We start from the raw sequence: 24,692 nt of genomic DNA, 5'->3' as shown, positions 1-24,692 counted from the left end.
GAGAGATGGTCAGCAAGAATGCTATGCGTGACATGACGCCGGCGCAGTTTTTTGCCCTGCAGAAACGTTCCAGGATCGCCCCGCTGGAACACCGCGACGGTCCGCTGGCGCTGTCCTTTGCCCAGCAGCGGTTGTGGTTTATGGCCCAGCTGGAGGGCGCCAGCGCGGCCTATCACATCCCCCTGGCCCTGCGTCTGTCTGGCCAGCTCGACCCGGTGGCGCTGCAGGCCGCGCTGCAAGGGGTGGTGGCCCGCCACGAGGCGCTGCGCACCAGCTTTGTCGCCAGCACCGGCGAGCCCGAGCAACGCATCGCCGCAGCCGATACCGCGGTGCAGTGGCACCTGCACGATTGGCGCGACCAGGCGGACGCCGAGGCGCGCCTGGCGCGGCTGACCGAAGCCATGGCGCGCGAGCCTTTCGACCTCGAACGCGGCCCCTTGCTGCGCGCCGGCCTGGCGCTGCTGGACGATCGGACGCAGGTGTTGCTGCTGACCCTGCACCACCTGATCGCCGACGGCTGGTCCCTGGACCTGCTGCTTCGCGAGTGGGGCCAGTTGTACGGGGCCTTCAGCCAGGGGCGGAGCGAGGTGCTGGCGCCCTTGCCGATCCAATATGCCGACTATGCCGCCTGGCAACGCCAGTGGTTGTCGGGCGACGTGCTGGCCCAGCAGCGTGCCTACTGGCGCGACACCCTGGCCGGTGCGCCGACCCTGCTTGCCTTGCCCACCGACCGGCCACGCCCGGCGCAGCAGGATTACCGCGGTGGTTTTGTCGCCCTGCAGCTGGACCCTGAGCTGAGCGCGCGGCTCAAGGCTATCAGCCTGGCCCAGGGCAGCACCCTGTTTATCACCGTTCTGGCGGCCTGGGCGTTGCTGTTGACGCGGCTGTGCGGGCAAACCGAGGTGCTGATCGGCACGCCCAGCGCCAACCGCGCCCGCAGTGAAACCCAGGGCCTGATCGGCTTGTTCGTCAATACCCTGGCGCTGCGCCTGGACGCCTCCGCGGCGCCGACCGTGGCCAGCCTGCTGGAGCAGGCGAGGGCGGTCGCGCTGGGCGCCCAGGAGCACCAGGACCTACCGTTCGAACAGGTGGTGGAGCTGCTCAATCCGCCGCGCAGCACGGCGCACACGCCGCTGGTGCAGGCGATGTTCGCCTGGGAAAACGACGACCCGGCGTCCTTGTCGTGGCCGGGGCTGGAGCTGCAGCGCCTGGCCAGCGGCGAACCTATGGCCAAGTTCGACCTGACCCTGGTCCTGGGTGAGCGGGACGGGATCGTCAGTGGTGGTCTGGAATACGCCACGGCCCTGTTCGACGCGGCCACAGTGGCGCGGTTCGGCGAGTACCTGCGTGTCCTGCTGCAGCAGATGCTCGAGCAGCCCCAGGCGCCGCTGGCCTCCTTGCAGCTGCTCGGAACGGACGAGCGTGAACAGCTGTTGGTGACGCTCAATCGCACCGAACTCGCCTATGCCCAGGCACCGGCCGTGCAGTGCCTGATCGAGGCCCAGGTGCGCCGCGACCCCGCGGCCACCGCCCTGGTCTTTCAGCAGGCGCGCCTCAGCTACGGCGAGTTGAACGCGGCGGCCAATCGCCTGGCGCATCACCTGCGCGAGCTGGGTGTCGGCCCGGACGTACGGGTGGCGCTGTGTTTCGAACGGTCACTGGCCATGGTGGTCGGCCTGCTGGCCGTGCTCAAGGCCGGGGGCGCCTATGTGCCGCTGGATCCCGCCCACCCGCCGGCGCGCCTGGGCCATCTGCTGGCCGACAGCGCACCGCGCCTGGTGCTGACCCATGGCCCGGCGCGTGCAGCGTTGGCGGCGGCCCTGCAGGGCTCGGTCGAAGCGCCGCCGTTGCTCGACCTGGACGCCGATGCCGGTAGCTGGGCCGGGGCGTCGCCGGACGACCTGGCGCCCGAGCAGATCGGCCTGACCCCCGGGCACCTGGCCTATGTCATCTACACCTCAGGCTCCACCGGCCTGCCCAAAGGGGTGATGGTCGAGCACCGCAACCTGCTGGCGGTCTGCGCGGCCTGGCCGGCGCTGTACCCGTTGGGGCCGCAGGGCGTGCACCTGCAGATGGCCAGTTTCGCCTTCGACGTCTTCAGCGCCGACCTGCTGCGTGCGCTGGCCTTCGGTGGCCGGCTGGTGCTGTGCCCCCACGAGCAACTGCTGGATCCGCCCGCCCTGTACCGCCTGCTGCGCGAGCAGCAGGTGTCCTTCGCCGACTTCGTGCCGGCGGTGCTCAATCCCTTGCTGGCCTGGGCCGACCACGCCGGCGAGAACCTGGCGTTCCTGCAGACCCTGGTCTGTGGCTCGGACAGCTGGACCGCGCCCCAGGCACGGCTGTTGCGCCGCGTCTGTGGCGACCGGGTACGGCTGTTCAATGCCTACGGGGTGACGGAGGCGACCATCGACAGCAGCTACTGCGCGCTCGACGAACGCCTGATCGAGGGCGCGGCCGTACTGCCGATCGGCCAGCCGATCGCCAATACCCGACTGTACCTGCTGGATGCCTGGGACCAGCCGGTACCGACCGGGTCGGTGGGCCAGTTGCATATCGGTGGCGCCGGGGTGGCGCGCGGCTACCTGGGGCGGGCGCAGCTGACCGCCGAGCGTTTTATCGACAGCCCCTTCGTCGCGGGCGATCGGCTGTACCGCACGGGCGACCTGGCGCGTTATCGTCCGGACGGCCAGCTGGAGTTCCTCGGCCGTAATGACTTCCAGGCCAAGGTTCGTGGCTTGCGCATCGAATTGGGGGAGATCGAGGCGCAGCTGGCCAACCTCGACGGGGTCCGCGACTGCCTGGTGCAGCTGCGCGAGGACAGCCCCGGTCATCCGCGGCTGGTGGCCTATTTCAGCACGCAGCCTGGCCACGAACCCGAGGTGCGCACCTTGCGCACCCAGCTGGCGGCCCTGTTGCCGGACTACATGGTGCCGGGCGCCTATGTGCGCTTGCCGGCGCTGCCGTTGACGGCCAACGGCAAGCTGGACCGCACGGCGTTGCCGGCGCCCGACGGCGCGGCGCTGGCGACCAGCCCCTATCAGCCCCCCCAGGGGCCGCTGGAAACCCAGCTGGCGGCGATCTGGGCGGCGTTGCTGGAGCAACCGCGGGTCGGGCGCGACGATCACTTTTTTGCCTTGGGTGGCCATTCGCTGTTGGTCATGCGAGTGATCGCGCAGGTGCGTCAGGCCCTGGGGCTCGAAGTCCCGGCGGCGGCGCTGTTCGCCGCGCCGCGCCTGGCGGATTTCGCCGAGCGGGTAGGGGCCAGCGGCGCAGCCGTGCAGCCAGCGATCGCGGTGGTCGATCGCCAGGCCAGCCTGCCGCTGTCCTTCGCCCAGCAACGGCTGTGGTTTCTGGCCCAGCTGGACGGCGCCAGCGCGGCCTATCACATGCCGTTGGGACTGCGCCTGCGCGGTCACCTGGACCCCGCGGCCCTGCACGCGGCGTTGCGCCGGCTGGTGGCGCGCCACGAGGCGTTGCGCACCACCTTCTTCGCCCTGCAGGGTGAGGCGCAGCAACGGATCGAACCCGCCGACTGTGGCTTTGCCTTGCCGCACCATGACCTGCAGGGGCAGGCGGATACCGAGTCACGCCTGCTGGCCGTGGCCCGCGAGGAGGCCCGTACGCCATTCGACCTGGGCGCGGGGCCGCTGATCCGTGGGCGCCTGGTGAGCCTGGCCGAGGACGACCACGCCTTGCTGCTGACCCTGCACCATATCGTCTCCGACGGTTGGTCCATGGGCGTACTGGTCCGCGAGCTCGGCCAGCTGTACAGCGCCTTCCTGAACGACCAGCCGGATCCGCTGCCGGCCCTGGCGGTCCAGTATGCCGACTACGCGGCCTGGCAGCGCCAATGGTTGACGGCGGCGCGTTTGAGCGAGCAGAGCGCCTATTGGCGTGCGACCTTGCAGGGTGCGCCGGCGCTGCTGGAATTGCCCAACGACCGGCCACGTCCGGCGGTGCAGGACTACCGTGGCGGTTATCTCGCCCTCGAGCTGGATCCGTCGCTGACGGCGCGGCTCAAGGCCTTCGGCCTGGCGCAAGGCAGCACGCTGTTTATGACGCTGTTGGCCGGCTGGGGGCTGGTCCTGGCACGCCTGGCGGGCCAGCAGGAGGTGGTGGTCGGCACCCCCAGCGCGAACCGCATGCGCAGCGAGCTGGATGGCCTGATCGGTTTCTTCGTCAACACCCTGGCGCTGCGCCTGGACCTTTCCGATCGCCCCAGCGTGGCCCAGTGGCTGGCGCGGGTTCGCCAGGTGGCGCTGGACGCCCAGGCCCACCAGGACCTGCCGTTCGAACAGGTGGTGGAGCAGCTCAACCCGCTGCGCAGCCTGGCGCACAGCCCGCTGTTCCAGGTGCTGTTCGCCTGGGAGCAGGACCCGGGCGGCGAGCTGCAGTTACCCGACCTGAGGGTCGAGTGCCTGGACAACCCGCAGCCGGTGGCCAAGTTCGACCTGATGCTGGCCCTGAGCGAGCGCGACGGCCGCATCGTCGGTGGCCTGGAGTACGCCACCGCGCTGTTCGATGCCGCCACGGTGGCGCGCTTCGCCGAGTATTTTCGACGGGTCCTGGAGCAGCTGGTGGAGGACCCCGCGCGGGCGGTGGTCGACCTCGACCTGCTCGACCCGGCGCAGCGCCAGCGGATCCTGGTCGCGTGGAATGCCACGCAGCGCGATCGCCACGGCGTGCCCGGGGTCGTGCAGCGCTTCGAAGCCCAGGTGGCGCGCCAGCCACAGGCGCTGGCCCTGCAGTTCGAGCAGCAGCGCCTGTCCTATGGCGAGCTGAACCAGGCGGCCAACCGCCTGGCGCACTGGCTGATCGGGCAGGGGGTGCGGCCCGACGACCGGGTCGGCCTGTGCCTGGAGCGCTCGCCGCAGATGGTCGTTGGCCTGCTGGCGATCCTCAAGGCCGGCGCGGCCTATGTGCCCTTCGACCCGGTCTACCCGCCCGAGCGCCTGGCCTATATGTTCAGCGACGCGGCGCCGAAGCTGCTGCTGACCCAGGCGCACCTGCGGGCGGGCCCGGCGGCCGCGATGGCCAGTGGACCGCGGGTCTGCCTGGACAGCGAGGCCGCCGCCTGGGCGGGGTGCGCCAGCACCAACCCGGTGGTGGCGGTGCTGCCCGGGCACCTGGCCTACGTGCTCTACACCTCCGGCTCCAGCGGCTGGCCAAAAGGCGTGGCGCACAGCCGCCAGGCGCTGGACAACCTGATCGCCTGGCAACTCGAGGACGGCCCTGCCGAGGGCCCGGCGCCCGCGCGGGTGCTGCAATTCGCCTCACTGAACTTCGACGTGTCGTTCCAGGAAATCTGCAGCGGCCTGTGTCAGGGCGCGGGCCTGGTGTTGCTCAGCGCGGAAGATCGCCAGGACCTCGGCCGCCTGCGCCAGGTGCTGGTGGAGCAGGGCGTGCAACGGGCGTTCCTGCCGTTCGCCGTGCTGCAGCAACTGGTCGCCCTGAGTCCGGCCGATGCGCCGATGCCCGCGGGAGGCTGCGAGATCGTTACCGCCGGCGAGGCGCTGCAGGTCAACGATGAGCTGCGCGCCTATGTACGCGGCCTGGGCGGCCGCTACCTGTACAACCAGTACGGACCGACCGAAACCCATGTGGTCAGCCAATACGCCCTGGCCTGCGAACGGGCCGGCGACTGGCCGGGCGCGCCGCCGATCGGCCGGCCCATCGCCAACGTCCGGCTCTATGTGCTGGACGAGGCGCTGAACCCGGTGCCGGTCGGCGTGGTGGGCGAGTTGTACATCGCCGGCGCCTGCCTGGCCCGCGGTTACCTCAACCGTCCGGAACTGACCGCCGCGGCCTTTTTGCCCGATCCCTTCGCCGGGGTGCCCGGCGCCCGCATGTACCGCAGCGGCGACCAGGTGCGCTGGCTGGCCGACGGCAACCTGCAGTACCTGGGACGCCTCGACCAGCAGGTCAAGCTGCGGGGTTTTCGCATCGAGCTGGGCGAAATCGACAGCGTCCTGCGCCGTCAGCCCGGGGTACGCGATGTGGCCGTAAGCCTGGAGCAGGACCCTGGCGGGGAGCCGCGCCTGGTCGCCTACCTGGTGGGCGAAGCCTCGCCCGAGGCGCTGCGCAAGGCGCTGCCCAGCCAGCTGCCGGAGCATATGATTCCCACAGCCTGGGTGCCGTTGGCGCAGCTGCCGCTGACCGCCAACGGCAAACTCGACCGCCGCGCCTTGCCCGCCGTCCCGGCGGCCGACGGGTCGGCGACCTACAGTGCCCCACGCACGGCCGCGCAAGCGCAGATGGCGCGGATCTGGGCCGAGGTGCTCAAGCGCGAGTCGGTGGGTGTGCTGGACAACTTCTTCGACCTGGGCGGCCACTCACTGCTGGCCACCCGACTGGTCTATGCGATCAACCAGCGCATGGGCGCCCAGTTGTCGCTTAGCAGCCTGTTCAAGACCCCGCGTCTGGCCGACCTGGCTGCCCAGCTGGAGGCCAGCCGGGACACTCTGGCGGAGCGGGAGCCGGATTTTGCGCCGCTTGCCGTCGACCTCGCCGGACGGTATCAACCCTTTCCGCTGACCGACATCCAGCAGGCTTACTGGTTCGGCCGCGAAGCCACCGTCAGCCTGGGTGGCGTCAGTGCCCATGGCTACGAGGAGCTGCGTATCGAGAACTTCGATGCGCAGCGTTTCGAACGGGCGCTGAACCGCCTGATCGCCCGCCATGACATGCTCAGGGCGGTATTCCTTAGCGACGGGACCCAGCAGGTGCTGGAACAGGTGCCGGCGTACCGGATGCCGCGGGAAGACCTGCGCGGGCTGTCCGCCGAGGTGGTGGCGCAGCGCCTCGAGGCCAACCGCAGCCGGCTGTCGCACCAGGTGCTGGATGCCAGCCGCTGGCCGTTGTTCGAGTTCGGCCTGACCCTGCTGGACGACTCGCTGTGTCACCTGCATATCAGCCTCGACGCGCTGATCGTCGATGCCGCCAGCAGCCAGATCCTCGCCCGCGAGCTGATGGCTTTTTACCTGGAGCCGGACCTGGTGCTGGCCGAGCCCGGGCTGCGTTACCGCGACTATGTGTTGGCCGAGCACGCCTTGCGCCAGTCACCGCGTTATGAGCGGGCCCTGGCCTATTGGCGCGGGCGCGTGGCCAGCCTGGCGCCCGCGCCGGAGCTGCCCCTGGTGCGCCAGCCCGAGAGTATCGAGCGGCCGCATTTCACCCGCCGCGACCGCGATATGCCCGCGGTCCAATGGACTGCCATCAAGGCGGCCGCCAAGCAACTCGGCATCACCCCCTCGGTGGCGCTGCTGACCGCGTTTTCCCAGGTGCTGGCACTGTGGAGCCGGCAACCGCGCTTCACCTTGAGCCTGCCGCTGTTCAACCGCTTGCCGCTGCACCCGGAGGTCGACAGCCTGATCGGCGATTTCACCTCCCTGGTGCTGCTGGAGGTGCAGATGGCCGGCGACCGTTCCTTTATCGAGAAGGCGCGGGCGATCCAGGAGCAACTCTGGCAGGACATCGATCATGCCGCGGTCAGCGGCGTGCGGGTGCTGCGCGAACTGTCCCAGGCCCGTGGCGCGCAGCAGACGGCGATGCCCATTGTGTTCAACAGCACCCTGTCGGAAGCGGCCGTCGAGCAGGCCGAATACAACCTGACGGATGCGCTGCAGGCGCAGAACGTGCACAGCATCACCCAGACCCCGCAGGTCTGGATCGACCACACCCTGCTCGAGCTCGAAGGCCGCCTGCTGTTCAACTGGGACAGCATCGACGAGCTGTTCCCCGAGGGAATGGTGGCGCAGATGTTCGCCACCTATAACCGGCTGCTCGATTGCCTGGCGCAGCCCGATGCCTGGCAGGCCAGGACCCCGGAGCTGCTGCCCGAGGTGCGGCTGCCCGCCGCGTTGGCCGAGCCCGCGCCTCAGCCGCTGCTGCACGAATTGTTCGAAGCCCAGGCCCTGGCCACCCCGCAGGCCCTGGCGGTGATCGCGCCGGACCGCCAGCTCGACTACGGCGAACTGCGCCAGCGCGCCCGTCAGCTCGGTGCGCAGCTGCAGGCCCGTGGGGCAGGGCCCAACCAACTGGTCGCGGTGATGATGGAGCGCGGCTGGGAACAGGTGGTCGCGACCCTGGCGGTGCTTTACGCCGGCGCTGCCTACCTGCCACTGGATCCGAACCTGCCGACCGAGCGGGTCGCGCATATCCTGCTGCGGGCCGAGGTAACGCTGGTGCTGACCCAGTCGGCCCTCGGGCCACGGCTGCAGTTGCCGGCGGCGGTCAGCTCGATCGCCGTCGACCAACCCGCGTCCCGGCAGGACGGCCAGCTGCGTCCGGTGGCCGTGGCGGCCACCGACCTGGCTTATGTGATCTACACCTCCGGCTCCACCGGTGTGCCCAAGGGGGTGATGATCGACCACCGCGGTGCGGTCAACACCCTGCTGGACATCAACCGGCGTTTCGCCGTGGTTCCCGGCGACCGGGTGCTGGCCATCTCCTCGCTGAGTTTCGACCTGTCGGTCTACGACCTGTTCGGCACCCTGGCCGCAGGGGCGGCGGTGGTGCTGCTGGCGCCCGAGCCGGCACTGGACCCGGCCCACTGGCTGGCGCTGATCGAGGCCCACGGGGTCAGCCTGTGGAACTCGGTGCCGGCCCTGCTGGGCATGCTGGTGGAGTATGTCGAGACCCAGGGCCTCGGGCTGCCGGCCTGCCTGCGCCTGGCCCTGCTGTCCGGCGACTGGATCCCGCTGACCCTGCCGCCACGGGTGCACGCCTTGCGTCCCGCGCTGCAGCTGATCAGCCTGGGTGGGGCGACCGAAGCCTCGATCTGGTCGATCGGCTTCCCGATCGATCGGGTCGACCCCGAGTGGCGCAGCATTCCCTACGGCCAGGCGCTGGAGCACCAGTGTTTCCATGTGCTCGACGACGACCTGCAGCAGCGGCCAGTGGGGGTGCCGGGGCAGCTGTATATCGGCGGCATCGGCCTGGCCCAGGGTTACTGGCGCGACGCCGCGCAAACCCAGGCGAGTTTCCTTGTCCACCCCCTGAGCGGCGAGCGGTTGTACCGCACCGGCGACCTGGGACGGCAGCTGGCCGATGGGCAGATCGAGTTCCTCGGACGGGAGGACAATCAGGTCAAGGTGCAGGGCTACCGTATCGAGCTGGGCGAGATCGAGGCGGCGCTGGTCCGTCACCCGGGTATCCAGACCGCGGTGGTGCGGGTGCTGGGCAGCGGCCAGGCAGAAAAACGCCTGGCCGCCTATGTGCTCAAGGCCGATCCCGAGCTGGGCGCGGCGGACCTGGCGCAGTACCTGGCGGGCAAGTTGCCCGGGTATATGCTGCCGTCGTCCTTTACCTTTCTCGACAGCCTGCCGCTCTCGGCCAATGGCAAGGTCGACAAGAACCGCTTGCCCGAACCGACCTTGCAGGCCGAGGAGGGCCCGAGCCTGGCCATTGAGGGGCCGCTGGAACAACGCCTGGTGGCGATAGTCGAGGGTGTGCTCAAGCGCGACGGGATCGCCGCCAGCGCCAACCTGCTGAACCTGGGCGCCACCTCGATCGATATCGTGCGCATCGGCAACGCCCTGTCCAGCGAACTGCAGTTCCGTCCACACCTGGCGCACCTGCTGGCCCAGCCGACCTTGCTCAACCTGCTGGGCCTGTACCGTGCGCACCGCGCCGGTAGCGGGCAATTGGCGCCTGCCGCCCCAGCTGCCGCGCCGATCGAGGCGCTGATCGAGGACCCTGAGGCACGCCAGGCCTTCAAGGCCCGTGAACCCGGCCGCCGGGCATTCGCCGCCCCGGGCCTGGCCCTGGCACGGCCCAGCGCCGCGGGGTTCGCCCAGCGTTTCGCCGACTATCGCTCGGTGCGTCATTTTTCCCCGCAGCCCGTGGCCAACCTGGCCTTTGCCGAACTGCTGGCCTGCCTGTCCCAGGGCCGTCTCGAGGGGCAGGTCAAGTACCAGTTCCCCTCCGCTGGCGGGCTCTACCCGATCCAGGCCTATCTCTATGTCAAAGCCGGACGGGTGGAGGGCGTGCCGGGCGGTGCCTACTACTACGACCCACAGCAGCACCGCCTGTTGGCTCTGGGCGAGGGGCGGGCGCTGGACCCCGAGACCTACGATTACTTCGTCAATCGGCCGGTGTTCGAGGCGGCGGCGTTCGCCCTGTTTTTTATCGGCGAGCTGGCGGCGATCCAGCCGCTGTACGGCGAGCGCAGCCTGGATTTCTGCCATATCGAAGCCGGGGCCATGGCCCAGCTGCTGAGCATGGTGGCGGTCGAGCAACGCCTGGGGCTGTGTGGCATGGGCTCGATCGACGCCGCGCCCTTGCAGGCGCTGTTCGAGCTGGGCGCCAGCCACCGGCTGATCTATTCGATGGTCGGCGGGGTGCGCGACGAAGCGGTGGTGGGCCACCCCGGCGAGGCGCTGGGCGCAGGCCCTGCAGACCCTGACCGCGACCTGGAGGAGATCGAGGTATGACCGCCCACGAACTGCTGGAGCTGTTCAGGCAGCATGCTGTCGGGCTGGAAGTGGACGGCGACAAGCTGCGCTGCAAGGCACCCCGCGGGTTTATGAACGCCGAGCGGCTGGACGCCCTGAAACGGCACAAGGTCGAGCTGATCGGCCTGCTCGGCAGCACCGATGCCATTACGCCGCGGGCGCCCGGCGCACTGCTGCCGTTGTCGTTTTCCCAGCGGCAACTGTGGTTTCTCGACCAGTTGGAGCCTGGCAACCCTTTTTACAACATCCCCACGGCACTGTGGCTCGACGGGCCGCTGGACGTCGACGCCTTGACTTGGGCGCTGAACGCACTGCGGGAACGCCATGAGATCCTGCGCACCACCTTCGCCACGGTCGATGGCGAGCCGCGTCAGGTGGTCCACCCAAGCCTGCAGACGGCACTGCCGCTGACCGACCTGAGCGCGCTGCCCGCGGCGGAACGCGAGCGCCAGGCCCAGGCGGCGGCCCAAGCCGATGCGGCGCGGCCCTTCGACCTGGCGCGGGGGCCGCTGATTCGCAGCGTGCTGTTGCGACTCGGCGAAAGCCGCCACCTGTGGTTGCTCAACCTGCACCATATAGTCGCCGACGGTTGGTCGATGGCCATCCTGTTGCAGGAGCTGGCCAGCCTCTATGGTGCCTTCCTGGAAGGACGCCCCTCGCCGTTGCCGGCGTTGCCGATCCAATATGGCGATTACGCCTGCTGGCAGCAGCAACGCCTGCAGGGCAGTGCCCTGCAGGCACCGCTCGCCTATTGGCGCGAGTACCTGCGCGATGCACCGGCGCTGCTGGACCTGCCGACCGATCGACCGCGGCCGCCGGTCCAGGGTTACCGGGGCGCCACCTGGGTCACCGGGGTCGATGCCGCGTCGCTGGGTGAATTGCGCGGGCTCGCCCGGCAGACCCAGGGCACGCTGTACAACCTGTTGCTGGCGGCCCTGGCAGTGCTGCTGGGGCGCTACAGCGGCCAGCGCGACGTCTGCATCGGCAGCCCCTTCGCCAACCGCACCCGGCAGGAGCTCGAAGGCCTGATCGGGCACTTCGTCAACACCCAGGTGATTCGCACCCGCCTGGACCCGCAGCAGAGCTTCGCCGAGCTGCTGCGTGAGGTGCGCGGCCAGGTGCTGCAGTTGCACGCGTACCAGGAGGTGCCCTTCGATCGGGTGGTCGAGGCCGTCAACCCACCCCGGCAGACCAGCCATTCGCCGTTGTTCCAGGTCATGCTGGTGCTGCAGAACACCCCGGGAGGGGCGCTGCAGTGGCCTGGCCTGAACCTGTCGGCCCTGGTCGCCAGCGGCGCCGTCGCAAAATTCGACCTGACGCTCGAGGCGGTCGAACGCGATGGCCAGTTGCAGCTGAGCTTCGAATACAACACCGACCTGTTCGATGCGACCAGCGTCGAACGCCTGGCGGCGCACTACGTGCGGCTGCTGGCCGAGGTCGGCCGCGACCCCAAACGGCCGTTGGGCCAACTGTCGCTGCTGGACGAGGCGCAGCAACAGCGGCAACTGCTGGAGTGGAACCGCAGCGAACGGCCCTTTGCCCGTCAGGTGTGCCTGCACCAGCTGATCGAGGCCCAGGTTCGCCGGGCACCCGACGCCGTGGCGCTGAGCCAGGCGGGGCAAGGCCTCAGCTACGCCGCCCTGAACAGCCAGGCCAACCGCCTGGCGCATCACCTGCGCGCGCTCGGCGTCGGTCCGGACGTGCGGGTGGCACTGTGCCTGGAGCGCTCGCCGGAACTGCTGATCGGCCTGCTGGCGGTGCTCAAGGCCGGTGGCGCCTACGTGCCGTTGGACCCGGAGTACCCGCTGCAACGGTTGCGCCATATGCTGCTCGACAGCGCCCCGCGGGTGCTGTTGACCCATGGCGCGGCGCGTGCCGCCGTGGCGGCCGCGCTGGATGCGGCGCGCTGGCCGGTGACCCTGCTGGACCTGGAACAGGACGCCAGCCGCTGGGCGCACGCGGCCACGGACGACCTGGCGCCCGCGGCCATTGGCCTGACGCCCGCGCACCTAGCGTATGTGCTCTACACCTCGGGGTCGACCGGTGTCCCCAAGGGGGTGATGGTCGAGCACCGGGCCTTGGTCAACCTTGTGCAATGGACGAGCGAGCTGTGCCCGCTGGGGGACCAGGGGCGTGTGCTGCAGAAAACCCCCTGCAGTTTCGATGCCTCGGTCTGGGAGTTTTTCTGGCCGCTGGCCAGTGGGGCCGAGCTGGTCCTGGCCCGTCCCGACGGCCACCGCGATCCGGGTTACCTGATCCAGGAAATCCGCGCGCGGGACATTCGGGTGATCCAGTTCGTGCCGGTGATGTTGCAGCTGTTTCTGCAGCACGACGAGGTGCTGCAGTGCCGCAGCCTGACGGAGGTCTTCTGCGGCGGTGGCGAACTGACGCCGGCGCTGGTGCGCTTGTTTCGCGAACGCCTACCCTGGGCGCGCCTGCACAACGTCTACGGCCCCACCGAAGCCACGGTCGACAGCACGGTCTGGACCCTCGAGCCCGGGGCACCGGTACCCGCTGCGGTGATCCCGATCGGCAGGCCGATCGCCAATGCACGGGTCTACCTGCTGGACGATCAGGACCTGCCGGTGCCGATCGGCGTGACCGGCCACTTGCATATCGGCGGCGCCGGGGTGGCGCGCGGTTACCTCAACCTGCCGGCGCTGAGCGCCGAGCGCTTTATCGACAGCCCCTTCGTGGCCGACGATCGCCTGTACCGCAGCGGTGACCTGGCCCGCCAACGGACTGACGGCAACCTGGAGTTTCTCGGGCGCAACGACCTGCAGGTGAAGATTCGCGGCTTTCGTCTGGAACTGGGCGAGATCGAGAGCAACCTGCTGCAGTGTCCCGGCGTACTGCAGGCGACCGTGCTGGTGCTGGGCGACACCCCCGAGCTGCAGCGGCTGGTCGCCTGTTGCGTCGCGGCCGCCGACATTGCGCTGGACAGTTCGGCCCTGGCGGCCTTTCTCGCCACTCGGCTGCCGGACCCTATGCTGCCTCGGCACTACCTGTGGGTCGCGGCGTTGCCGTTGCTGCCCAATGGCAAGCTCGACCGGGCGGCGCTGCTACGCCTGGCCGAGCAGGAGCTGGCGCTCAAGCAAGTCAACCTGAGCAGTCCGCGCGACGGCATCGAGCTGCGCCTTTACCAGATATGGAAAGACCTGCTGCTGGCGCCGCAGATCGGCATTCGCGACAGCTTCTTCGACCTCGGCGGCAGTTCCATCTCGGCGATCAAGATGGCGCATCAGGTGGCGCAGGCCTTTGCCATCGAGGTGCCGGTGCGGGTCGTCATCGGCCATCCGAGCATCGAGGCCCTGGGCGGCTGGATCCGCGCCGGGGCCAATCCCGAGGCGGCCCAGAGCAACCTGATCGAGTTCCGTCCCGGCAGTGGCGCGCAGCGGGTGGTGTGCATCCACCCGGCGGGGGGTACGGCGTTCTGCTACCTGTCGCTGGCCAAGGTTTTGCCCGAGGACATCGGCGTCTATGGCGTGCAGTCGCCGGGCTTGAACCCCGGCGAGGCCACCGAGCCCAGCGTCGAGGCCATGGCCGAGGCCTACCTGCGACTGATCGAGCCGCTGCTCGACGGGCCCCTGATCCTCACCGGTCTGTCCTTTGGCGGCCTGGTCGCCTACGAGATGGCGCGCCGCCTGGCGCTGGCCGGACAGCCCCAGGTCAGCCTGGTGCTGCTCGATACCCAGGGCTCGGACGACCCCCAGTACCGGGCGCAGATGGCGCCGGTCGACATGGCCGAGTTTCGCGCCAAGCTGGTCAAGTTCAACGGCATGTACCCCGGGATCGACGACGCCCAAGTCGAACGCTATTTCACCCTCTACAACCACAACCGCTTGTGCGTGGCGACCTACGCCTGTCCACCGGCCGCCGGGCGCATCGTGCTGGTCCAGGCCCAGGAGGGCCGGCCGCGTGCGGCGCTGCATGAGCTGCGGCGGTTCTGGCGCCGCCGGGCCGCGGGTGGCTACCGGGTCAAGCTGGTGCGCGGCGACCACTGGGACATGCTGGAAACCGCGGAAGTGCTGAGAGTCGGCAAGACCATTCAACAGGAGCTGTTGCGCTTCTCTGCGCCGATCGTTCGGCAGGCGCTGTATCCCGTTTCGCAGGAGGCGTAAATGCAAGCCGCGTTATCCCAAGTGCCGGCCCAGGCCGGCCTGATTGCCCGTTTCGACGCCCAGCAGGCGAGGGCGCCCGACGCCCTCGCCGTCATCGACCCGGCCCGACGCCTCAGTTACGCCGAGCTGGCCCAGGCCAGCCGGCGTTTCGCCGCTGCCCTGACGGCACGCGGGGTACGCCCGGGGCAAAGCGTGGCGCTGGCGCTGCCGCGCGGCTGGCCGCTGCTGGCCGCGGTACTGGGGGTGCTTCGGGTCGGTGCCGTGGTGGTGCCGCTGGACCGCAGCAGCCCGCCGGCCCGCCAGGCCTTTATGCTGCAGGATGCCGGTTGCGTGGGCTGGGTGCAGGCCGGCGCGGAGCTGGACGCCGTGTTGCCGGCCGGGTGTTGGCAGGCCCCGGTCGAGCACCTGCTGGACCACTGCCTTGACGGCTGGCTCGAGCCGTCGCTGCCGCCGCTGGACATCGCCTTCCTGTTCTATACCTCGGGCACCACCGGCCAACCCAAGGCGGTGGAAGTCACCGAGGCCGGCCTGCTGCGTCTGGCCCAGCCGGGGTATATCCGCATCGACGCCGGCGACCGGTTCGCCTGCCTGTCCAATCCGGCTTTCGATGCTCTGAGCTTCGAGTTATGGGCACCGCTGCTCAATGGCGGCTGCTGCGTGATCATCGCGGACGCGACGCTGCGGGACCCCGCGCGCCTGGCGGCGCATGTGGCGGCCGAGCAGGTCGCCACGCTGTTTATCACGGTGTCGCTGTTCAACTTGCTCACCGTCCAGCAGCCCGACTGCTTCGCCCAGGCCCGCCAGGTGCTGATCGGTGGCGAGCAGTTGAACGCCGCCGCGGTGCGCGCCTGGTACCGGGCCAACCCCGGCAGCGAATGCCAACTGTTCAACGGCTATGGTCCGACCGAATGCACCACCTTCGCCTTCTGCCACGCGATCCCGCGTGATTTTGCCGGGGCCGTCGTGCCCCTGGGACGGCCCTTGGCCGACACCGGCTTCAGGCTACTGGTGGACGGGCAGCGGGAGGCGCGGGAAGGCGAGGAGGGCGAGCTTTACCTGAGTGGTGGCGGCCTGGCCCGCGGTTACCGCAACCGCCCCGACGAGACGGCGCAGCGTTTTGTCCGACTTACCTGGTTGGACCAGGGGCGCACTCGGTACTACCGCAGCGGCGACCGGGTCCGGTTGAACGCGGCCGGCCTGCCGGAGTACCTGGGCCGGGTCGACCGGCAAATCAAGGTGCGCGGCTTTCGTATCGAACCGGGAGAGATCGAACAGTGCCTGCTGGAGCACCCCCAGGTGCTGCAGGTGCATGTCTGCGCTCGGCGTCTCGAGGCCGAGGCGCATGAACTGCTGGCATTCCTGGTGCTGCGCGGGTCGCTGGCCCACGAGGCCCTCGCCACGTACCTGCAGACGCACCTGGCGCCCTTTATGCGGCCGCATCGGCTGTTTGTGCTCGAACGCCTGCCCTTGACGGCCAATGGCAAGGTCGATTCGGCGCAGCTGCTGGCCGCCGGGCACCGGCCGTGGCAGGCCGAGCACGAGCCGTCCGGCACCGCGGACCAGCTGTGCCTGCAGTGGCTGCTGCAACGCTCGGCGCAGCTGCTGGGGCTGCCTGCCCTGGCTCCCCAGGACAGCTTCGTCGGCAGCGGCGGCGATTCCCTCAAGGCGCTGCGCCTGCGTTTCGAGATCCGCCAGCACTGGCAGCGCGACCTGGAGGTGACGAGCCTGCTCGATGACTCCTTTGCCAGGCTGGCCGAACGGCTTGCCGAGGCCCTCGCGGGTGCGCCGGATGCCCTGGCCCAGCCGCCAGCGCCGCCGCGGTGCACCACCGGTCGCGGCGTGGCCACGGCCGAGCAAACCCGCCTGTGGTTCGTGCAACAGCGCGCGCCCGCGGCCACGGCCTACCACGTGCCGCTGATGCTGAGCCTCGAGGGGCCGCTGAACCTGCCGGTGCTGCAACGGGCGCTGGACGCCCTGGTGGCGCGCCATGAGGGGTTGCGCATGGCGTTCGAGGCGGGCCCCGAGGGACTCGAGCAAGTGGTCCGCGAGCACGGCGCGGTGTGCCAGGTCGTGGCCCCGCAACGCTTCGAAATGGGCCAGTGGCAGGCGTTCGCCGAGTTATTGTTTGCCAGCCCCTTCGACGTGCGCAGCGGCAGGCTGTTTCAGGCCTACCTGCTGCCCCTGGCGAGCGAACGGCACGTGCTGTTGCTGCACCTGCATCACCTGATCGTCGATGGCTGGTCGCTGAACCTGTTGTTCGACGAGCTCGCCATGCTTTACCGCCACGGCTGCGCGGGGCAGGCGCCCGCGCCCGTGGCCGACGGGCTGGGGACCCTGGAATTTGCCCAGTGGCAGCGCCAGTGGCGCGCCCAGCCTGGCTACCGGGCGCAGCGCGAGCGCCTGGTCCGGCTGCACCGGGACCAGGGGCAACCGGCGCCGGCCCTGCTGCCGCGTCAGAGTGCCGAGGACCTGGAGGCGCGGCTGTACCCCGTCACCCTCGGCCCGGATCGCCGCGTCGCCCTCGACCGCCTGTGCGCGCAGCTGTGCTTGACACGCTTCGAGCTGCTGTTCGGCCTGTTCACCTGGAGTCTCTACGGCGTCACCGGACACGCACGCCTGCGCATCGCCAGCCCGGTGTCGAACCGTCCGCTGGCCGAGTTCGAAGCGGCGACGGGCATGTTCGCCAACACCCTGTTGATCCCCAGTACGCTCGACCCGCGGCTCGACCTGCGCGAGCTGCTGCGCCGCCAGAGCCAGCTGCTGCGGGCGGTGCTGGCCTGCCAGGACGTGGCGCTGAGCGACCTGGTGGAGGACCTGCAGCTGTCCAGTCAGGCGGCCAGCGCGCCGTTCGACTGCATGTTCGTGCTGGAGAACACCGACTATGCCGGCCTCACGCTGCCGGACGTGACGGTGCGCCTGGAATTGCCGCAACGGCTCCAGGCCAAGTGCCCGTTGACCCTGCTGGTGGTCGATGGTGCCCAGGGGCTGGACTGCTGGTGGGAGTACCAGCTCGCCTATTTCGACCGGCAACAGCTGCAGGCCCTGGCCGGGCTGTTCGGGCAGGGGCTCGACCTGCTGCTGGAGCAACCTGAAGCCCGCCTGGCCGACCTGGTCGAGCCGTACCGCTGCCAGCTGCCGGCCGCCAGCGAAGGGCCGACCCAGGTGCCGGGCTTTGGCGCGATCGCCGACTGGTTCGAACACCAGGTCCGCAGCAGCCCCGAGGCGACGGCGCTGGTCGACCGCAGCCAGGCGATCAGCTACGCCCGCCTGGACCGGCTGGCCGATGGCCTGGCCGGGCAGTTGCTGCAGCGCCAGGCCTGGCCGGCCAGCGCCGCCACCTTGTCGGTGGCCCTGTACCTGGAACCCTCGGTCGAGCAGGTGGTGGCGCTGCTGGCCCTGGCCAAGCTGAATGTCACCGCCATTGCGCTCGACCCGGCCTATCCTCCGGCCCTGTTGCAGCAAATCCTGGCGCAGGCGCGTCCCCATGCCGTGCTGTTCAGCGCGGCCACCGAGGGCCCCCTGTCGGCCCTCGACACGCAGGGCATGGCGCGGTACCCGGTGACGCTTACCGAGTCCGTGGCGCCGCCCCCGGCGTACGGCCCGCGGGGACTGCGGCCGCTCTACACCCTGTTCACCTCGGGTTCGACCGGGCGGCCCAAAGGTGTCAGCGTACCGGACCGGACCCTGTGCAACCTGTTGCAGTGGCAACGGGGCGACGGCGGGTTGGCGGCGAGCGCCAGCACCCTGCAGTTTTCCATGCTGGCGTTCGACGTGTCCTTCCAGGAAGTCTTCAGCACCCTCTGTGGCGGCGGTTGCTACCACCTGATCACTCCGGCCTGGCGTCTCGATGCGGAGGCCCTGCTGGTCTACCTGGCGAGCGCCGGCATCCAGCGCATCTTTATGCCTTACGTGGCGCTGCAGCAGGTGGCCAGCAGCGCCGTGGCCCATGGGCGCTACCCGTCGCAGTTGCGCGAGGTGATTACCGCCGGCGAGCAACTGCTGTGCACCGAGGCGATCCGCCAGTGGTTCACAGGGATGCCCCAGGCCCGCCTGTTCAACCATTACGGGCCCACCGAGACCCATGTGGTCAGCGCTTATCGGCTGGGCGCGGAACCCGGCCGCTGGCCCGCGCGCGCGCCGATTGGCCAGGCGGTGGCCAATGCCCGACTGCTGCTGGTCGACGAGCAGGACCGGCCATTACCGGCGGGCTGCAGCGGTTACCTGCTGGTGGCCGGGGCGATGGTAAACCGCTGTTACCTGGACGACGACAGCCTTAACCTCAGTCGCTTCGTCAGTTTGCCCGATCCCGATAAGAACGGGGCTGTGCGTCTCTATTACCGCACGGGCGACCGCGTCCAGCTCGATCACCAGGGCCAGCTGCATTACCTGGGCCGGGACGACCAGCAGGTCAAGCTCAGTGGCCAGCGCCTGGAGCTGGGGCAGATCGAGGCCGCGCTGATGGACGATCCGGCGGTGGTCGATGCAGTGGTGCGTTGCCAGGACGAGCCGCCGGCGCTGGTCGCCTACCTGCAGCTCCAGGGACCGGCACCCAGCGCCGAGACGCTGGACGCCCTGCTGGTACGGCAGTTGCCCGCCCATGTGCGCATCGAGCACTACCGTCGGCTCGACACCTGGCCGCGCACCCCCAGTGGCAAGGTCGACCGCAAGGCGCTGGACCCGGCCAGCGGAGTGCCGCTGCCCCGTGGCCTCGCCCAGCGGCAGGGCCACGGGGTGCCGCCGACGGGGCTGGAGCAGCAGTTGAGCGCATTGTTCGAGGAGGTGGTGGGACGTCCCATCGGCCTCGACCAGCGCTTCTTCGACGCCGGCGCCACCAGCCTCGGTCTGATGCGCCTGAAGCTGCGTTGCGATACGAGCCTGGCCACCCCGTTGAGCATGGCCGACCTGTTCGAACAGGTCACGGTCCGTCGACTGGCCGCGCACCTGAGCCGTCAGGCGAGCGGTGCGCCACGGCCGGCGCCATGCCTGGTGCCGACCACAGCCGGCAGTCACGACGGAGCCTTGGCGATCGTCGGCATGGCGCTCAAGGTGCCCGGGGCCGATGACCTGGAGGCGTTCTGGCGCCTGGTCATCGAGGGCGAGCGGGGCATCGAGCTGTTCCCCGCCGCCGAGGGCTGGGTCGGCGCGCGCAGCCAGCTCAAGGGGCTGGTCGACTTCGACCCGGCCTATTTTGGCATCAGTCGCCAGGAAGCCCGTCTGATGGACCCGCAGCAGCGCCATTTGCTGATGGGCTGCGTGCATGCCTTGCAACAGGCGGGCGTGGACCCGCGCCGGACCACCCAGCGTATCGGCCTGATCGCCAGCGCTGGCGAAAACACCTACTTCCAGCGGATGCTGCGCCAGGCCGGCGAGGGTGAGTTGCCGGACGGCTTCCAGCTGGCCCTGCACCACGACAAGGATTTCCTCGCTACCAAGGTCGCCTATCACCTGGACCTCAAGGGGCCGGCGCTCAGTGCCCAGGCCGCCTGCGGCAGCTCGCTGATCGCGGTGCACCTGGCCGGCCACCTGCTGCGCCAGGGGGACAGCGACCTGATGCTGGCCGGCGGGGTGCTGATCGACACCAGCCTGACCCAGGGCTACCGTTACCGGCCGCAGCATATCCTGTCCCGCGACGGCATCTGCCGGCCCTTTAGCGAGGACGCCAGCGGCACCATCGGCGCCAGTGGCTATGCCGTGGTGGTGCTGAAAACCCTGGCGCGGGCGCGGGCCGATGGCGACCGCATCTATGCCCTGGTCGAGGGCTCGGCGCTGAACAACGACGGCCAGGACAAGCTCAGCTACACCGCGCCGTCGGTGGCCGGGCAGGCCGCGGTGATTCGCGCCGCCCTGGCCCGGGCCGGCCGTCGCGGCGACCAGCTCGGGTATGTCGAGGCCCACGGCACCGGCACGCTGCTGGGCGATCCGGTGGAAGTGGCGGCGCTGCAGCAGGCCCTGGGGCCGGTCGCGGCCAACAGCTGCGCCCTGAGTTCGGTAAAGAGCCAGCTCGGTCACCTGGGCGCCGCGGCGGGCGCGGTGGGGCTGATTCGCGCCGCGCTGGCGGTGTATCACGGCGTGGTGCCGGCGAACCTGGGGTTCAGGCGGATCAATCCGCAGATCGACCTGGCTGCCACGCCGTTTTATATCCCCGGCAGCGCGCACCCCTGGCCCCACGGGCAACCTCGTGTCGCGGGGGTCAGCAGCTTTGGCATCGGTGGCACCAATGCCCATGTGGTGGTCGCCGAACCGCCCGAGCAGATGGCCGCGGCGGTCGAGCCGGGTGCTACTCGCGCCTGCCTGCTGCTCTCGGCCCACAGCCGCAGCGCGCTGGAACGGGACCTGGAGGCCACGGCCGCTTACCTGGAGCGGCATCCGCAGCGCTACGCCGAGGTCCTGGCGCACCTGCAGCGCGCGCGCCGGCCGCTGCCCTGGCGGTTTGCCGCGCAGTGCCCAAGCGCCGCGGCGGCGCCGGCACTGCTGCGCGACGCCTCGTTAAGGCCGGACCAGGCCAGCCCGGCGCACGGCCAGCGTCTGGCGGCCAGCGGTCTTGCCGACGTGGCCTTGCTCGAGGCCTGGCGCGCGGGGGTGTGCCTCGATTGGCCCGCTGAACCCGCCTGCGCACCCGCGCCCTGGGACTTTCCGCCCTCGGCCTTCGACCTGGAGCCCTTCGACTTTCAGCCGGCCGCGCCCCCTGTGGTCGAGCCGGCGCAGGGCGAACGCCAGCCGCCGGCCGACTGGTTGTATCAGCGCCAGTGGAGTCGCTACCGTCGGCTAGACGAGGAACCCAGCGGCCAGCGGCGCGATACCCTGGTGGTCTGCGGCGACGAAGAACTGCAAGCCGACTGCCTGGCCAACCTGAGCCTGGTCTACCGGCGGGTGGTGCAACTGCGGGTCGGTGCGGCCTACCGTTGCCTGAACCCGCACCACTACGAATTCGACCCCCTGGATCGCCAGGGCCTGCAACGTCTGCTCGAACTGCTCGAACCCTCGGCGCAGCAGGGCCTGGACTGGTTGCATAGCCTGCCGCTGTCGGTCCGCGGCGAGGTCAGCCCGGCGAGCATGGCGCATGCCCAATGGGCCTGCCTGGATAGCCTGAGCACCTTGCTGCAGGCCTGGGGGCAGCAATCGCGGCAGGCGCCACTGCGCCTGTGGCTGTTGTCGTACCAGGCCTGCCCGGTGGACGGCGAGGTGCAACGGCCGGAACTGGGCGCCTTGGCCGGCGTCAACGAGGTGGTGCCCCAGGAGTACCGGGTGCGATGTCATTGGCTGGATTTGCCGAGCCCCGCGTGGCAGCCCCAGGCCGCACGCCTGGCCGCCGTGTTCGGCGCCCCGGAGAACACGCCGCGGCGCCTGGCGTTGCGTGGCGACTACCTCTGGCAGCCGCAGTTGCTGCCCTATCGCGCGCCGCCCCCTTCCAGTGCCACGGCACTGCTGCCGGCACAGGGGGTGTTCCTGGTGCTGGGCGGCAGCGGCGGCATTGGCGCCAGTCTCTGTTTGGCCCTGTTGCAAGCCCCGGGGCGGCGGGTACTGCTGTTGTCGCGGCGCGCTGAGCTGCCCGCCAGCTTGCAGCCGTACCGGGAACGGGTCGAGGTGATCGCCGCCGACCTGGCCGACCTGCAAGGCTGGCCCGAGGTGTTGGCGGGATTGTCGCGCCAGTACCCGCGTCTGGAGGGGGTCATTCATGCCGCGGGCGTCGGCGCCGGCGGCCTGATCCAGGGCCGCGACGGGCCCGCATTGGCCCGGGCCATGGGCGCGAAGACCCTTGGCATGCTGGCCCTGGAAAGCCTGATCGCGCGCTTGCAGCCGCGCTTCGTGTTCTATTGCTCGTCGATGGCTTCGATCTTCGGAGGCGCCGGGCAGCTGGACTATGCGGCCGCCAATGGCGTACTGGACGGCTTCGCCCATTACCGCGCCGCGGACGCGCCCGGTTGCATCCGCATGGGCGTCAATTGGGATATCTGGCGCGACGTCGGCATGGCCACCACGGCCCTGGCCACGGACGCCGCGCATCAGGCGCACCTGGCCCTGGGCTTGTCGGTCGAGGAGGGCGTGCAGATCTTCCGGCAGGCGCTGCAGGTCCAGCTGCCGCAACTGCTGGTATCGACCACCCCGATCGAGACGGCCCGGCAGTTCTACCCGAGCCGGCAGGGACGGCTGGCCAGTCCGCTGGCAACCGATACCGCGTTGCGCGAGCAGCTGCAGGACTGCCTGTGCCAATGGTTGGGCCTGGAGCGGCTCGATCCGGCGGCGTCCCTGTACGCGCTGGGCGCGGACTCCCTGACCCTGCTGGACCTGATCGACGAACTGGCGGGGCGCCACGGCATCAGCCTGCAACTGTCGCAGTTCAGCCACAAGGTCAGCCTGGAAGAAGTCCTCGTCCTGGCCGAACAAGCCACGGCGGTACCCCCTGTCGAAGCCGAGCCGGAATGGGACAGCAGCGTGCGGCTGGACCTGTGGACCCCGGGCCGCGGACCGGCCCTGGTGTGCCTGCTCCATCCGGTCGGCGGCGACGTCCAGGCCTACCGCGCGCTGGCCAGCGCCTTGCCGCCCCACGTACGGCTCTGCGTGATCGCCGACCCGGGGTTGGCCAACCCCGGCTTGCCGCCGATCGGCCTGGCCGAGCGCGCGGCGCTCTACCTGCGCGCGCTGGAGCGCGCCTATCCGCGTCAGGCTCATGACTGGCACCTGGTCGGCTGGTCGTTCGGCGCCTGGGTGGCACAGGCCATGGGTGGCGTGGTGCAGGCCGGCGGCCAGGTGCCGCCGCCGCTGTACCTGATCGACCCGCCCGCACCGGACGCCGGGGTGGCACTGGCGCGGTTCGCCGACCGCGATATCGAGGAGGTGTTCTTGCGTGAACTGACCCAGCACTGGCCGGATGCGGCGAGTCCCGGCGCGCGCAATCGCATACCGGCGGAACTGCAGGATTACGTGCGTCGCCTGCTGCAGTGTTGCCGACGCAATATCGCCAGCATGGCGGATTTCCAGCTGACACCGCTGGAGCAGGGCAGCAGCCATGTGTTTGTCGCAACGCACGCGCTGCGCGACCGCGCGGAAGCGGATCTGCGCCAGCACTGGCAGGCGCTGTTGCCACCAAGGATGGGTTGGCAACGCCTGGAGACCGATCACTACGGCATAGTCGAGGGCCCCTGGGCCGAGTCGATCGCCCGGGTGATCGCCGATGGCGCCGGCCGCACCGGGCAAGGAGCCGTCCATGAGCGTTAATGCCAGCAACCCTGTGCAGGCGCTCGCGCTTTACGCCCAGGCCCTGGCGGCCGGTCGCCTGATCCAGGGCCACTGGCAGGCCCGCGACGGGGCGGGAGCGCCGCTGAGCTGCCTGCTCGGGGTGCTTGGCCCGCAGGTCGAGCGGCCAGCCGCCTGCCCTCCAGGCGTCATGCCGCTGTGGCTGGCGCAGCTGAGTAGCCTGCTGTTCGATGCGCTGCCAGCGGAGGAGGCCGGGGCCTGGGGCCTGCAGCTGTATGGCCAGCTCAAGTGTCTGGATGCCCAGCTGCCGTTTGCCGTGATCGACCATTGGCAAGCGCACACGGTGGCGCCCTTGTTGCTCGAGGCCAGCGCCCGTCGCGGCGGCGATCCGCAGCGCCACCGCCGCGTGCAGGCCCTGCACCGGCGCGCCTTGCTCGGGCTGCGGCCGGGTCGCGCGGAGTGGCGGGCGGCCCTGGGCGCGGCCTTGCCGGAGGTCTACGACCTGGCCTTCGCCCGCTCGCAGGCGTATGCGCGGGCCCATGCCAGCGCGCTGGCGTATGCCAACGCGGCAGCCAACGGAGCGATGATCGCCGAGCATTTCGGTACGGCCCAGGCCTATGCCGACTATTACGCCGAGCTGGCAAGCACGGCCAGCGCCGCCAGCAGTACCTCGGCCAACGCCCGGGCGAACGCCGAGCTGGCGGCCGAGGCCTACGCCCGTGGCGACGCGCAGTGTTATGCCGAGACCTACGCCCATGCCGGGGCCCGCGCGGTGGCCCTGGCCTTTGCCCAGGGCGGCGAAGGCCAGGACAAGCGGCTGCACAGGGCCTACCAGCGCCTGGCCAGTGGACTGCTGGACAGCCTTGGGCGGGTCGACGGCGGCGTTTTCAACAGTGCCCATCAGGGAGAGTCAGCAAGATGA

4 protein-coding genes are annotated in these 24,692 nt (G+C 70.0%); all 4 read left to right on the top strand.

The features are described from left to right. The first annotated feature begins 5 nt into the window (after positions 1-5). The 4 genes from ABWY06_RS06505 to ABWY06_RS06490 are packed head-to-tail and all read left to right on the top strand — an operon-like array spanning position 6 to position 24,692. On the top strand, positions 6-10,433 hold the full coding sequence (locus ABWY06_RS06505; protein WP_353924745.1) for a non-ribosomal peptide synthetase: 10,428 nt from the start codon (positions 6-8) through the stop codon (positions 10,431-10,433). Then, complete coding sequence (locus ABWY06_RS06500; protein WP_353924744.1) at positions 10,430-14,575, top strand: non-ribosomal peptide synthetase; 4,146 nt, start codon at positions 10,430-10,432, stop codon at positions 14,573-14,575. Before ABWY06_RS06505 ends, ABWY06_RS06500 begins: the two co-directional genes overlap by 4 nt. Next, a complete protein-coding gene (locus tag ABWY06_RS06495) occupies positions 14,576-23,791 on the top strand; it encodes a hybrid non-ribosomal peptide synthetase/type I polyketide synthase (protein WP_353924743.1) in 9,216 nt (3,071 codons plus the stop codon). After that, on the top strand, positions 23,781-24,692 hold the full coding sequence (locus ABWY06_RS06490) for a hypothetical protein (protein WP_353924742.1): 912 nt from the start codon (positions 23,781-23,783) through the stop codon (positions 24,690-24,692). The genes ABWY06_RS06495 and ABWY06_RS06490 overlap by 11 nt, the downstream gene beginning before the upstream one ends.

The organism is Pseudomonas sp., from assembly GCF_040514055.1.
Classification (GTDB): domain Bacteria; phylum Pseudomonadota; class Gammaproteobacteria; order Pseudomonadales; family Pseudomonadaceae; genus Aquipseudomonas.
The sequence above is the reverse complement of the archived record's forward strand: the minus strand, read 5'-3'. Positions and strand labels throughout refer to the sequence as shown.